General features: G+C 44.0%; 8 protein-coding genes. 4 read left to right on the plus strand and 4 right to left on the minus strand.

The features are described from left to right. Nucleotides 1–207 (minus strand): hypothetical protein (locus tag ACY1JZ_RS20360; RefSeq protein ID WP_462630737.1); only part of this gene is annotated, 207 nt, incomplete at its 3' end. Nucleotides 208–1127: 920 nt separating this feature from the next. On the opposite strand from ACY1JZ_RS20360, the gene ACY1JZ_RS20365 reads away from it, so the two are divergent. The 4 genes from ACY1JZ_RS20365 (at nucleotide 1128) to ACY1JZ_RS20380 (ending at nucleotide 10452) form a co-directional block, all read left to right on the plus strand. Beyond that, nucleotides 1128–1565 (plus strand): hypothetical protein, encoded by a 438-nt coding sequence (locus ACY1JZ_RS20365; protein ID WP_462630738.1) that lies wholly within the window; start codon nucleotides 1128–1130, stop codon nucleotides 1563–1565. A 38-nt stretch (nucleotides 1566–1603) separates the two neighbouring features. After that, nucleotides 1604–1780: a sporulation histidine kinase inhibitor Sda gene (gene sda / locus ACY1JZ_RS20370; protein ID WP_462630739.1), complete on the plus strand. Its 177-nt coding sequence runs from the start codon at nucleotides 1604–1606 to the stop codon at nucleotides 1778–1780. Between the two features lie 233 nt (nucleotides 1781–2013). Beyond that, nucleotides 2014–4305, plus strand: coding sequence for a hypothetical protein (locus ACY1JZ_RS20375; RefSeq protein ID WP_462630740.1), 2292 nt, complete (start codon nucleotides 2014–2016; stop codon nucleotides 4303–4305). A gap of 72 nt (nucleotides 4306–4377) precedes the next feature. Then, complete coding sequence (locus ACY1JZ_RS20380; RefSeq protein WP_462630741.1) at nucleotides 4378–10452, plus strand: S8 family serine peptidase; 6075 nt, start codon at nucleotides 4378–4380, stop codon at nucleotides 10450–10452. A 440-nt stretch (nucleotides 10453–10892) separates the two neighbouring features. On the opposite strand, the gene ACY1JZ_RS20385 is transcribed toward ACY1JZ_RS20380, so the two are convergent. The 3 genes from ACY1JZ_RS20385 to ACY1JZ_RS20395 form a co-directional block, all read right to left on the minus strand. After that, nucleotides 10893–11969, minus strand: coding sequence for a hypothetical protein (locus ACY1JZ_RS20385; RefSeq protein ID WP_462630742.1), 1077 nt, complete (start codon nucleotides 11967–11969; stop codon nucleotides 10893–10895). Next, nucleotides 11959–13422 (minus strand): DUF5677 domain-containing protein, encoded by a 1464-nt coding sequence (locus ACY1JZ_RS20390; RefSeq protein WP_462630743.1) that lies wholly within the window; start codon nucleotides 13420–13422, stop codon nucleotides 11959–11961. The genes ACY1JZ_RS20385 and ACY1JZ_RS20390 overlap by 11 nt, the downstream gene beginning before the upstream one ends. A 133-nt stretch (nucleotides 13423–13555) precedes the next feature. Then, on the minus strand, nucleotides 13556–14746 hold the full coding sequence (locus ACY1JZ_RS20395) for a TIR domain-containing protein (RefSeq protein ID WP_462630744.1): 1191 nt from the start codon (nucleotides 14744–14746) through the stop codon (nucleotides 13556–13558). Between the last annotated feature and the right edge of the window lie 101 nt (nucleotides 14747–14847).

Consider the following 14847-nt stretch of genomic DNA (forward strand, 5'->3'; position numbering starts at 1 on the left):
TACTAGTTGAATGGTATCCCCAACTTGAAGTCCCAGCGAATAACCAGCACCTTCTGGAGCTAGTTCTTTGATTACCCATTGATGCTGGGGTGTTAGCTCTAGGTAAACCCCATGATAGGGAACATAGAACGTAAGGAACGAGAACCAAACTTGCAAAACAATAAACAATGGAATCCCCAGCCATAATAAAAGCTTTCTTTTCATCATATTAACACTTCCCTCGGTTTGTATTTTTGTTATAATATGTATTGCATTGCACTCTCTAGGGAGGTGGTGACCTCCTTATGCTGACAATTCAGATTAACCCAAACCTGCATAGGGCTATACATATTTTTATATCTATCAACGAGCGTGATTGTGAAAGCCTTATCATATCCGAACTATCCTTATCCAAAGAAGAGTCTTCTGCACTAACCCGTATTTTCAGTAACCCTGCAACCAACAGAACACAAGACCAATCAAAATCTCACCGATGGGGATGACTCCCTAGTATTATTTTGGCAAATTAAAAAAAGAATTGTATATTTTAGCAGCTTGCTAAAGATACAATCTTTTTTCATGTTCACGCAAGTTTTCCTTAATCATTTGCATCATATGTATTCCGTCCACTCAATTGTGAAAGTAGTTAAGTCTGTTGTTCAATACCCCATTAATATAAACTACGATTTCATTATCTGATTCTTGTAATACCCCACTGCTGCATGATAGAATGCGCCCTCATACAATACCAATTCCATTATTGGTGCTCGCTAAAGCCATTGTAGGTAATACCAGTACAGGACAGAGTAAATACAAAGCTAATCTTCTTCATAAATCTCAGCATTATGACATCCTCCCTAATCACCTTATTAGGTTGTCCAACCGAATGTAGAAACTACATTCAACATGCACCATGCTACCATATGAACCATAATTTGTGAATACTTGCGTTTTAATAAAATGACCTGTGCGGCAATGTTTTTCATGTTCACGCAAATTTCCCTTCATTTTTTGCATGAACACGCAACTGGTTGCGTATTGACGCAACGAAAGTATGTGATGACATCAGGCGCAGTTAACCTTATCATAATTTACATAAATATGGAATTCAATTAGAGGCACGTAGAACGAAAGGGGGAAGTTAACAGATGAAGGATAGAGCGATGAGCCGATGGAGTACCTATGATCCCTATTATATCGAGTTAGGTGATAAAAAAATTGTCGACATCATCATTACCCACCATGCGCAGGATCGCTGGATTTCCCGGGTGGACTTGGGAAGGGCAGGGCTTGAGGAGATAGGCCAGTTCATATGGGATCGGCTGAAGCGTGGTCAGATTGAACCGTATTACCGGCACGATGAAGACGTCTATATCGTCGATGATGATTTTCTCATGGTTGTGAACTTTGCCGTATCCGAACAAGAGAGGGACCTGATCGGCAACCCTCTGCACAAGATGTTGATCATTACCTTCTTGGGCAGACTATCGGAATCGTTGGAGCTGCGAGATTTGAGAAGCTATTATTCGTGGCTGCGCCATTCCCGAAGAATGACCTTGGTGAAGAACGCCAGAACAAGAAAATGATCCTTAACAAGATAAATCCTAAATGAGGCGAGAACCCTATGAAATCACTCACAGATCAGGAGCTAATGACGGTATATGAGGATGCTGTCGAACTACAGCTTGAGAAGGAATTCCTTGACCTGCTGCTCCTAGAGATACATGCACGGGGACTAAGCCACGGACAAGAGAAACAGGCGAAGGAGCAACAACTATTGATGTTGGTCAGCACGAAATAGAAGGAGGGTGAACGATCATGTTTATTGGGGATGAGTACGACTGGTTGGATTAATAGTTAAAATCATAATAAATTGAATATCGACAAATTATTACAAAATAAAACAATGACATCAAGTGCTAATCTGTAATAAGATGTAGAATAGTGTAAAACACAAGGAATTTATTCCTCATATTTAATAAAATGGTTTATAAAAAAGAGAGCGCATACAATTTGAAAGGGGTAACCTTCAACATGAGACGTACAATTATTATTTGCTTCATGATGGTTTGCATCATTTTTTCCAATGCACAAGTGATGTTGGGTTCTGAAAGCATTCAAGATTTAACTTCTTTTCTGGACGTGGAGGATTTGACAGACATCACAGAGCTAAGAACGCCGAATAGTAAAACCTATTCTACCGACCAACCGGGGGAATACGTACAGGTAATCTACTCGGATAACGTTCATTATGAAGGGCAAGATGGGAACTTATATGATATTCGAACGGAACTAACCGATCGGAATATGAAGAGCATTTCACAGAATGAAGTGTCCATAGATAATCGGACGGTTATGGGATCAAAGCGCACAGCCGCTCAACTAGATACGAGTCGTTTCTTTGCTCTGCAAGTGCCATTTGAATTGGAGATCGCCAAAAACATACAAGAGGGCTATTCCATTGGTAAAGATCAAGACCGACTAACCTTTATTCCACAAGGTGTATCTCCAGTGATAGGGAAAATCGATGAGGAGGAACCGGACAAAATCCGGTACGACAATCTTTGGCCGAACACGTCCATGACGTTAAAAGTTGTACCGGGTGGCATTAAAGAAGATATTATTCTACATAATTCCAATGCCCCCTCCACGTTCACTTTTGAAGTGATTGGTGGACTAGATAAGGATGGACGTGCAGGAGAACTAGCGGTTAGGCCGGCCTGGCTATTGGATAAAAACGGAACCTATAGAGATGTGCATACTGAAATACGTCATGTTAACAAAAAAAGCTATATGGAGCTTACCTGGGATGCAGAGGGGCTTGTGTATCCGATCGTCATTGATCCTACGGTCACCTTATCTGACCCGCGTATTTTTTATTCATGCAGAAATGCACCGCTTACATTCAAAAGCGGATTCATTGTTATTTCTCAAGATACTCAACAGTGTCAAGGTTATATGTCTTTTCATACTCAATCTATTCCGGAAAACGCTGTGATTCTTAATGCAAAAATAAGTGCACATGTATCCGCCAACCGCGATTTTGATGTAACGGCGAGGCAAGTGACTACACCTATCATGGGTTCTGGCAATACACAATTACCTACGACTATTGATCTTAATCAATCTACTACTAGGGTCAGTGAAACAACCGGATCAAAAGGTCAAACTTTCTACTGGGATGTAACAACTATCATGAAAGAAACGTTTCACAATGGAATTGTCGGATTTAACTTTAGTCATATCCCTAAAATACAGAACTACCACGAAATGGTTACGAGTGAAAGGTATATCTCATTACTGGTTTATTACAAAACAGATAGCAAAGAATACTACTATAGTGATGCTAATCGATTACATTCAACCCGTCTACCTACCGGACATCTCGCGCTCAACCGTTATGACGCAAATGGAAACCTCCTTAGGAGAGGTGAGGTCGTATCCAACCGATTGGAAAATGGAGATTTTAGTAGAGGGAATCTGAATTGGAACCTGGGCTCTAACATGAAGGTGGGGCCGATTGCGTCAGAAGGTGGATCGGCTCTGATATTTTCAACCGGCTCACCTCTCACCGAAGCAAGCAGGAGTTCATCGTATCCCATACTCATCGGCAGTTCACAGCCCTACATGCTGAAAGTGAGGTTCAAAGATAGCACAACATCAGGCCAGTATAAAATCACCTGGCGATTGTATAGCTCCCAGTATGGGCAAGTGGGTCAGGGAACCCATATTATCGCCTCACAAAAAAACCAATGGACGACGGAGCACATTGAGATTCGCCCTACTTCAGTGACAGAGCAGCTTGTCATCGAAATAATCGCGGATAGTGGGACAGTTGGCGAGGCATATGTGGACTACATTGAATTGCAAAAGGGAGTAGAGAACCCTGGCTTCGAGAATGGTTGGTTTCGTTGGAACAGTGGTACTTATACGGGACCTTATTTTAGTCTTGTGAACCAAGGTGCCAAGGAGGGGAGCAATGCGCTAGCTTTCAATAGTGCTCAAGCCATGAGCGGTTCCCACTCTTTACTTTATCAAGAAATGCTGGCGGTGTCTCCCCGGTCGGCTTATGCCTTGGGGGGCTGGTTCAAGGATTTGTTAACTGCAGGGAACTTCTATATCGAGGTAATGGAGTTGGATGCACAGATGCAGACGATTCAGTCGCACCAGATCAATGCCAGCACCTCCCGTAATACTAATCAATGGGCCTATCATGAAAAAAATTGGGTCACTCAACCCTTAACACGGTTTCTAAAGATTCAAATTACTGCTAATAAGGCAAAAGGTCAGGCGTTTTTGGATCATCTTAGTTTGAGAAGACTGTAAGTTCTGATTGGTTATGATGACGAGTCACTGGCCATACGTGCTGGCACACCCTATACGCAAAGGATGAACAAGATGAAGAAATGGGCTTCCCTACTACTAATCGTAATATTGTTATTTACGAGTATCCCGTTGTCCCCAGCTTCGGCTGCGGAGGAGCGATCGATCTATCTAATCAAATTCAAAAACATAGAGACGGGGATGGCTCAATGGCAGCAGCGGATTCTGCACAAGTATACTAGATTGTCATTCGTCTCCGCTGAGCTCACGGCAACTGAATTGGCTCAGCTTATTCAAGATCAGAATGTCGAGTACATTGAGGAGGATGGAGGCGTCACCGCCTCTACGAGCTCCAATACCATCGATTCGAGCCCGCAGAAGCAGAAGGCTGCGCCTCCAGAAGGTCGCTTGCCATCCGCAGACTATTCCGCAACGGGTCATGGGGTGAAGATTGCGATTATTGATACGGGGGTCGCATCGCTGGCTTCTCTGCCTGTAGCAGGCGGGGCCTCCTTCCTGAAGGACGATGCTTCCTATGAGGATCGCAATGGGCATGGCACCTATGTGGCAAGCAGGATTGCTGGCTTCGATCCGCAGCAAGGGATAAGCGGGGTTGCCCTGGAAGCTTCCCTATATGCGTTGAAAGCCTTGAATGATGAGGGGCAAGGAAGCCATAGTCAGATCCTCCAGGCGGTAGAATGGGCGATCGACAACGAGATGGACATTATCCAGATGAGCTTCGGCACAACCGAGTACTCGCTTGCTCTGGCTGAAGCGATGAATCTGGCCTATGAGCAGGGCATCGTACTGATCGCTGCGAGCGGCAATTCAGGGCAGGCCGAGTTGGACTATCCGGCGGGATTCAATACCGTTATTGCGGTCGGCGCTGTGGATGAGAACCGTCAGCGGCTGGAGCTGTCCAATACAGGAAGTGAGCTGGATGTGGTGGCGCCAGGCAGTGACGTGCCGGGGCTAGGACTGCACGGCGAGATGGTGACACACTCTGGAACATCCGGCGCGGCAGCCTATGCCGCAGGAATTGCCGCGTTATATCGGTCGACATTTCCTTCCCTGCAGGCTGCCGAGTTGATGGAGCTGTTGCGGACGACCGCCGAACCGCTCGGGGCAGTGGAAGAGTATGGCTACGGTATGGTTCGTTACCAGACGGACACTACGCCGTCAGAAGAAGAACAGCCACAGCCTGAGCAGCCTGGGAAGGAGCAGCAGAAGGAAGAGAAGCTGCCATCCCCCGATAGCCAGGAGCAGGCGCCAGAGGATGTCGAGCGCTTGGGCGAGCTGCGGCTGGAGGCCGAGCGGGCACTGATCGAGAGCAGGCGTCAGCAAGCCGAGCAGCAGGAGCAGCTAGAGCAGGAGCTGGCAAGCTTAAGTAAAGAGGACGTGATGGAGGAGTTTCATGTAACAGATGCCTGGGTTCAAGGCTATCTGGATCAGGGAATCCGTCTGCAAGAGCTGTTCACACCGTTGTGGGAGCAACAGATGGCTGAGCCGTCATCATCTGGCCGCATCCAGAGCTTCAACAGCAGGCAAGCCATGGATGTCAGTGGAGGGCCGCAGTTGAACCTCCAACCGCGAACGGTAGTCAATGCTTCAGAGGAGGCAGAGAGCGAGGTAGAGTCCGACTTCGACACTGAAGCCCTGAAGCAGGAGTGGGAGGCCTCCATCCAGCACATTCCGTTGCCGGAACAGGCTGAAGCGCCGGAGGAAGTGGGGGAAGAAGAGCAGGAGACGTCCTCAAGCGAACATGATGAACAAGCTCAGGTTGAAGATGGCGATGAACAATCGCAGGTCCAACCGTCATCCCGATTCGCAATAGCTGCAGCGACCATTCCCGATCCGCCTGAGATCAACAGGCCGCTCGCCAAGATGTCAGAGGCGCCGTTTCAAGTGGGCTTATACGGGGAGCAGATTTCCCTGTTATCTGGCGGGTTATCCGTGTCCGAGTCCGATCTGACCTTGCCCGGAAGAAATGGTCTCTCCTTCACCTTAAGTCGAACCTACGACAGTAATAATGCCCAATATTATGATATGGATGTCCAGCATGATTTGGTCTATGACGGGTTCGGCTTTGATGTGGATAAAACAAAAACTATAAGCAAAGAGTTCTATGATTTGACGCGGAAATATGACTCGATCATTAAGAAATATGGGTGTGGGAGTGATGAAAACCTAGGATTGGTGTGGACAGGTACGGGAACGGGAATAGTAACGGGACCGAAGAGGTACGACACCTTTCAGAATCTTCAGCATGCCTTGGTTAACCCCCCGGTACTAACGCCCGAGACGCGTCACCCATGTGGGGTGCAGCAAAAAAATCGCATGTATGTGGAGGAGTTCAGCTTTAAATCCAATGAGTATACGACCAAGTATACAGACTATGTACTCGATTCCATTGAGAGAAGCCGACGAGGGCCTTATAGTACAAGAGAAGCGGCTCAAGTGGAATATAACAAGGTCAATAATGGGGACTATCATAGCAGTGGGAGATCGGGAAGCTACGAGAAAGGCTATCATCTTTACAAAACGTATGTGTCCACGGTCGGTTCGATCGGCTACTCCATCTCCGAGGTCATGCCGTACTATACGACCAATACGACAAAGGACAAGCCTGAGGACAAGCGCTTTCCGATCGGCAAGGGCTGGAGCTGGAACATCTCGTATGTGAAGCGAGAGAATAACAGGCTCTATCTGAATCTGGGCAGCGGCGGTGTCTACGAGATTCAAGGCAGCCAGTTGAAGAACTACCCGTACTCCGATCTGTCCTTTGTGACGGACACTTCGGTGACCTATGGCGGTAGAACATCTTCCTACGCACTCAAGTCCGTCTATGGAACAGCGCAGTATTTCGATTATAATGGACAACTGCTGCAAATTAAGGACGCTTATGGCAATACGGTCAGCTTCACCTATGCCAACGTATCGCCGTATGGGACGGTGCTGACGAAGATTACCGATGCTGTGGGCAATGTGCTCTTGATTGACTATTCGACCACGCAAGTGAAGCTGACGCAGGGCGACCGAATCGTTACGTACAAGAAAACGAGCAGCGACGGCAAGGAGCTGCTAAGCCAGGTCATCGATCCGATGAATCGGACAACGACCTATAACTATGCGATTCGCCAAGCGAAGTTCAGTCTCATTGGCAATGCGCCGAATACGAGCAATCCATACGCCTTGCTTACCGGGATTACCCATCCGACAGGGTCCAGAACGGACTACACGTATGAGGTCAATCCGGTCACCCGATTTATCGGCCAGAATCAGGTGAATCAGTCCTACCGCATCGCAAGCCGCAAGGATACCGTCACCTACAGCAATCAGACGACAGAAACCTATCATACCTCGTCGGTCGTCTACGGAGGGGATATGGGCAGCACCTACGGCACGAATGCTACGTTCACGAATACGTTGTTCGATGGGCTGCTGGAAACCCAGATGACGTATAAAAAGCAGCATGTGAACCATGAAATCGGCGCGGTCTACTATAACACCCGAATCGTCGTCGATGATGGGACACAACAGAAAGTGACCGAGTTGACCTACGATGAAGCGAAGCGCAGAATGGAGCCGATCAAGGCATCCACACGTTACAGAAACAAGCAATCCCAGGTGGCTTCGCCTGCCGTGGTCTCCTCACAGGTGTATGATGATTACAAAAATATCACGAGCGCAACCGACCCGCTAGGCAAGGTGTCGACCTATACCTATCACAGCACGACTCGCCGTCTGCTGTCTTCGATAGAGCCAGTGGCAGATGGGAAGAGCATCTATACGGAGCTGGTGTCCCGGAATGCGCAGGGAGATATTACGGAAATGAAGCTGCGGGATACGACAGCGACAGGAGCCGTCTTACAGCATGTCGAATTCACCTATGATGCCTATGGAAATGTTACGCTGGTACGTACTAAGGAAACGAATCGTAACCTGGATACGCAGATCGTGTATAGCAGTGCCTACAGCTATGCGTATCCGACACAAATTACGATGCCGTACAAGGATGCGGATGGCGTCAGCCGCAGCCAAGTGGTCAAGGCCACCTACAATGCCAGTACAGGCACCGTAGCGAGCTACGTGGACGGCAACAACCAGACGACGAGTTACACCTATGACAAATTAGGCCGTTTGCTTGAGATGAAGCACCCGGATGGGAAGACCATAACGTTCACGATCTATGATGTCGCCAACGAAATCCGTCAGACGGATGAGCTGGGCCGCATCCGCTATGTCAAATGGAACCCGCTGGGGATGGAGACGGAGAGCGGCTGGATCGAGAACGGGACGTTGAAGGCCAAGACGAAGAACGGGTACAACAGTTTTGGGCAGTTGAGCTGGAGCGAGGATACGCTGGGGAATCGGAGCGTATTCACGTATGATAAGTGGGGACGCGGTATCACTGTCACCTTACCGAATCAGAGCCAGACAACGGTAGCCTACGATGATCTGTACAATACCATCGTGAGCACAGATGCCGACGGCAACAGTCTGCGCGAAACTCGGGATGAGATCGGACGTGTCATCAAGAAGGAAGAGAAGCAGGGCAGCGGGTATACGACGGTATGGACAGGCAGCTATGACCCAGCGAGCCGTCTGATTCGTGAGCAGGATGCGAAAAACTTGGTGACGCAATATACGTACAGCCTGCTGGGTCAACTGATCAGCGTGACGAATGCGAATCAGGAAAGCTATCAGTACGCATACAATCGGGCAGGGCAATTGACCCGGACGACCTACCCGGATCAGACGTATACAACAAAGGAATATGATGAGCGGGGGCAGCTTATACGGGCGACCGACCCGGAGTCTAGGGTGCAGAAGCATTACTATGACGGCAATGGCAACCGGCTCAAGACGGTGGACAAGAAGGGGCAAAGCTTCGCCTACAGCTATTCCAACCGCGGCTTGCTGCTGAGCAAGCAGGGACCGACCGAGACGATCAGCTACACGTATGATGCCGATGGTTCACGGAAGACGATGACGGATCGCACGGGAACGACCACGTATACGTACAAGGCCTATACGGGAGAGCTCGCCAGTGTGAAGTACCCGGATGGAAAGCAGTTGTCGTATGCGTATAACGCGGCAGGGAACCGGAGCCAACTGGTGATGCCATTCGGGGATACGGTGAGCTACAGCTACAACAAGGTGAACCAGTTGACGGAGCTGAAGTGGAACAACGTGACCCAGGCGAGCTACACGTACACGGCGGCGGGTCGAATGAAGACCCAGCAGCAGGCCAACGGTGTGGTGAGCGAGTACGGCTACAGCTTCGGCAAGCTGAGCGAGCTGAAGCATCAGCGAAGCGCCGCGCTGTTGAAGAGCTACAGCTACACGCACGATGCCAACCAGAATATCACAAAGATTACCGAAAGTCGGAGCAGCGGGGTAGAGAACCGCCAGTTCACGTATGACGCTCTAAACCGGATCAGCACCTCGTCGTACAACAACGAAGCCTACAGCTATGATGTGAAGGGGAACCGCGCGACGTATACAACGGATAGCACGGACAGTCTGATGTTGGATGATGTGGCGTATACGTATGATGAATGGGATCGGCTGACGAAGGTAGAGGGCTCCAATGGCAAGACGGTAGAATACAGCTATAACGGGGACAATCTGTTAGTCGAGCGCAAGGAGAACGGGGTACGGACGCGCTATTACTATGATGGAGCGAACATCGTAGCGGAAGGTACCGTTCAAAGCAATGGAACAGTGGTTGAGAAGGCGAGTTACCTGCGCGGCAATGCGCTGGTGATGAGAGAGGACGCCGCGAGCAGCAAGGGGTACTACCTGCACAACGGACATGGCGATGTGGTGGGCATCCGCAATGCGAGCGGAGCAGTCGTGAACGAGTACGAGTATGACCTATGGGGCAAGCCGCTGGTCACGGTGGAAGGCGTGGACAACCCGTTCCGCTACTCGGGCGAGTACTGGGATAAGAGCAGCGATCTGCAGTACCTGAGAGCGCGCTGGTATGATCCGGGGATGGGCAGGTTTATTAGTGAGGATACGTATGAGGGGGAACTGAATAACCCACTGAGTTTGAATTTGTATACGTATGTTCATAATAATCCGGTGATTTGTTTTTTACGAGGTGGATTTGGAAATATGGGAAACAGCAACAAATCGGCTTGAAAGTCCACCTTCGAAAGCAAAACGAAGGTGGACTTATATAAGCGGTTTCTATTTTCGTTTGTTCTCAAACGAAGATATGATAAGTGATTGTTTATTGTCGCTCTTGGTTAGCTTTACGAATAAACTCAAGTCTATCGTCAGCATTCTGTTACGGTTTGTACGTTTCGTGGTGTCGTATTGGAATGCTATGCATTACGCTCATCTTGTCGATACAAAACAAAAACATTATTAATAACTAAACTAATATTTTTACTGAAATCCTGTCTATTAGCAGTGTGAATGGTGACCCCGCCACAATTCCTTTGAAGTTGACAAAACTAAAAAAGACCACCTACAGTTACTAATACACATAATGTATCAATTAACACTGGGCTTTTTTTCGATTAATGCTCGGAGAAGTTTCTTCATAAATTATGGATCCAGAGGGAACGGAGGTACATTTAATAAACGTTTAATAGATGCTGTTTCAAAATCTCTGCAACCTTATTTTTACTGCTATTATCGAGGTCGATATCTTGCAGAAATAACTCTCTAGAAACTTTTTCATTGAAGTCATAAGTGTGTAGAACATGACTAAACTCTTTGTAATCAACTTCTTGAATTCTTTCCTTCTCAAATACTTGATACAAAATATGAGCTACAATACTTTTAAATATTATTTGTTGCATCTGATTTTGACTTGTAAAATTACCGCTGACCGTAAGAAAGTATTGAAATGAAACGTCAAATCTAATGTAAGGAACAATATTAAATTGTGCACACTTCATCAGTATGTCGAATGCCTGACTAATATATTGAAAGATCATAAAGAAAAAGGTCTGTGATTCTTCTAAATTGTTTGGCAGAAGCGATTGGTTTTCTTTCAAGTATCTATTTATCTTTTCACGGAAACTTAAAGTTCTATCCTTGTAGTCGGTAAAAATAAGCTGATTCTTTATATCTTCTGAAAGCCCATTTTCTATATCTAAAAACGACTTGAATTTTTTGGAAAAATCACCTTCCGTAGTAAGTTCTGTTCTAAACATACTCGATATAACTTGGAGACTGGCCTTTCTAATCAAATCTAAATCTGTGTTGTCATCAAATATAAATGATATGGGAAGTATTTGTATACTTTCAGCGTAGTTTTCAAGTACAGCAATGTTATCTTCCATTGCAAAAATGATTTGTTCCTTAATCCCTTCTAGAGATAATTCCACATTTCTCTGATATAATCCTGCATATCGACACAAGGTATCATCTACCAGATGCACCTTTCCAAGACATGAAAAAGGAAAATGCTCATAATCCTTAACATCTAAATACGATGCCGCCATTAGTACGTAGCATTCCTGATTAGCTGATATATTGTCTAAAATTAAAGTTACAAGCTTCCTTCTGGAATACCAAAATATATACACCTCGTCTACCACAAGTTGAAAATCAGGTGAATTCAAATTTTCTACTAATTTTTTTAATAATTTCAAATACTCATGCTGAAGTTCATTTAACTTTTCTTGAAGAGGTCTAGTTAGCATGTCTATCCACCTCATCTAAAAGTTCCTGAGGCACGGGGTAGACGCTATGCATCAATCGTATTGTTTTATTCATAACGTGAACACAATCGTGCCAAATACTTTTTAGATTTTGGCTGTTTTCATAGTCTGGTACGCAGTGATATTGATGTGACGGGGATTGGCACTTTAATAATGAACTCTCTCTAATCGCTCCCCACAGTCCATGTGCATATGAGGAGTCGTAATCATAAAACAATCCATACAATTCTCTTTCATCAACAGCAATTGCCTTTTCCCTTATTCCTTGTTTATCGAAATAGCTGGTATCCATATCAATATATTCTTCTAAAATATATTCATTAACTATAGCGTCTAAATATTTGTATTCTACATGGCTTTTGCTCAGATCTCTTTTTGACTCACGAGATTTAGTCAATATAAGCTTGTATAATCCGATCCCATAATATTGATAAGCTGTCCATATATCAGTTTGCTCAGGTTCTTTAAGTAACAGATACTTCATCATAATGTAATTTTCAATTGTTACCCGAATCGAGCTGCGCGCAACAATGGTATTATAGAGATTATAATTAACCACTTCTAGCATGCATTTATATGAGTACGTAAGAATTCCCAATAATACAAGTTGTTTATTATTTAGGGGATCATCGGCTTTTAGAAACTCAGACAAATATCTAATTATTTTTTGAACACTTTCCATGTATGTATCAGAATCATATTCCACTTCAGGAAACTTAATATAAAATAGCTCGCAATCACTCATCTTACTTATTACCTCCCAAAAATGATCAGTAAACTTCGTATTATTTATATCCAATATTTGCAAAGCCATTTCCAAGCTTCTAATTGAGGGTCTAATCATTCGCATTTCGTCATGTGAATGATCTAACAATGGAAATTTCGATAATAATTCAAAATCTTGTTTTCTTCCTTCGATTTTCTTCCCAGTAAATGCATACCAAACCAATAAGTACTTTATATCTGTTGCTGCGTGTGACTGTTGATGAAAACACTCTTTTAATACATCCGAGATCTGTGCGTTTCTTTCGCTTACTGATAACTTAGGGTTAAAAAAATACTTCGAAAATTCTGGATACTCACTGTACGGATATATGATTGTTAAAGGAGCAAGAACCTCCGAATCAATTGTTGATGAAACAAAATCATAAAATAAACATTGAGTATAGCTATCTAAATTTAAAATTGATGACCACTTGGGCATGGCTATATCCTTGTTTTCTGAAATAAGCCTGTGCAGTATTTGTAAGCACTTTTTGAATCCAGTATTTCTTCCGTAATATTTAATTATAAGTGCCAACCACAGATATTCAGGCAACCGATCTGTGCTCCAGGATGAATGCGTTGCTATATTGCCAAGCCCATCATTAAAAGGGGTAATAAATTTTCCCTTTTTAAGCTTGTGTTCAGAAAGTCTGCTATGAGAGTTATTCATGTATTTCTCCTTCCTCATACATACTTAGGTGGTTTGTTTTTTACGAGATAGACTCAAAAGTATAGGAAGCAGCAGCAAATCGACATGAAAGGCCACTTTCTAGAGAGCGGAAAGTGGACCTTCATAATTATGATTAGGTTGCTACTCCAAATAAATCCATTTTTTTATATGACGGGTCAATGAACCAATCACTTTCATACCGTGAGTACTCAAAAATCCCTTTCTCTATATCCTCTTTTTTTACGAAATAGATTTCTTTTTTTTGAAAGTAGAACTCATTCAGTTCATATTTACACCAATCTGATTTCAAAGAGTTATTGGATGTTACAAATATAAGCTCTTTTGATTGCTGTAACCTTTTTAGAATTACATTGAGAGTGGCCGTTCCTACAAGGTGTCGTTTTAAATAATCATTATCATTTATCCAGTCACAGTAGATGTTTTTCTTGTTTTTATTAAGATTTTGAACTAACATTTGTACTACAGTAAAATCAGCGCTACTATGAGAAATGAAAAAGTCATATGTTTTTATTTTTTGTTCCTTTGAATTCTCAATTCTGTACTCTAGTTCTTGCGGAAGTTCTTTTATATTACAACGTTCTTTCATATATATGGTTTTAAAGTATTCTCGTCTTTTCTTATTCTTACTCGGGATTCTCATATATTTCTGTTTTCTCAATACAGGTTGAAAGCCTAACGATTGTAAATGAAAGAAAGCCATTTCTCTTAGTTGGCGGTTGAATTCAGTATCGACTTTTTTGCTGAAAAATCTGATTACTTTAGGACAAAAATACTTTTCAAGCTCTTTCATAATGTACACTTTATCTTTTTGCAAGGTGTTTTTTCTGTCATAGAGTCCCATTAGAGAGTCAAGAAATTCTGGTTCAACTTGCTGTGTTTTTTGTTTTGCTTTTTCAATTTTGTCAACCACTTTTCTGATCTTAGGAGTTCTTACAGCTGAAAAAATCTTGATACTTTCAAGTTGTTTTGTTCCATCGAATTTTTGTTGATGTTCGATTTTATAATCATTTGAGATTAGTTTTTTGTATATGGATAATGATGTAATTAAACTATTTAATGAAGGGTAGCTGTACCTTGGCTTTTTTCCTTTTGAAGTCAAGCTTTTTTCTTTATCTGAATAGTAGCTATGCTTTTCATTAATTAAAAAAATCTCGTGAGGATAGTATTTATGCAATAATTCAACAATTGTTTCAGAGCTATATTCATATGGTAAAATTGTTATAATTGAGCGCGTGAATTTATTCAAATCATTTTTAGCTTTTAAAACGTCATTTTCACACATATGCTTGGTATACCCAGACAAACACATCAACCCCCACTAAATTACCGCCAGAGCAAGCCAACTGTTATTGGGAACACTCTTTGCAGATAGTTTTCTTTTTACGTACAAAATGGCCATAGCAT

Source organism: Paenibacillus sp. J5, from assembly GCF_054955055.1.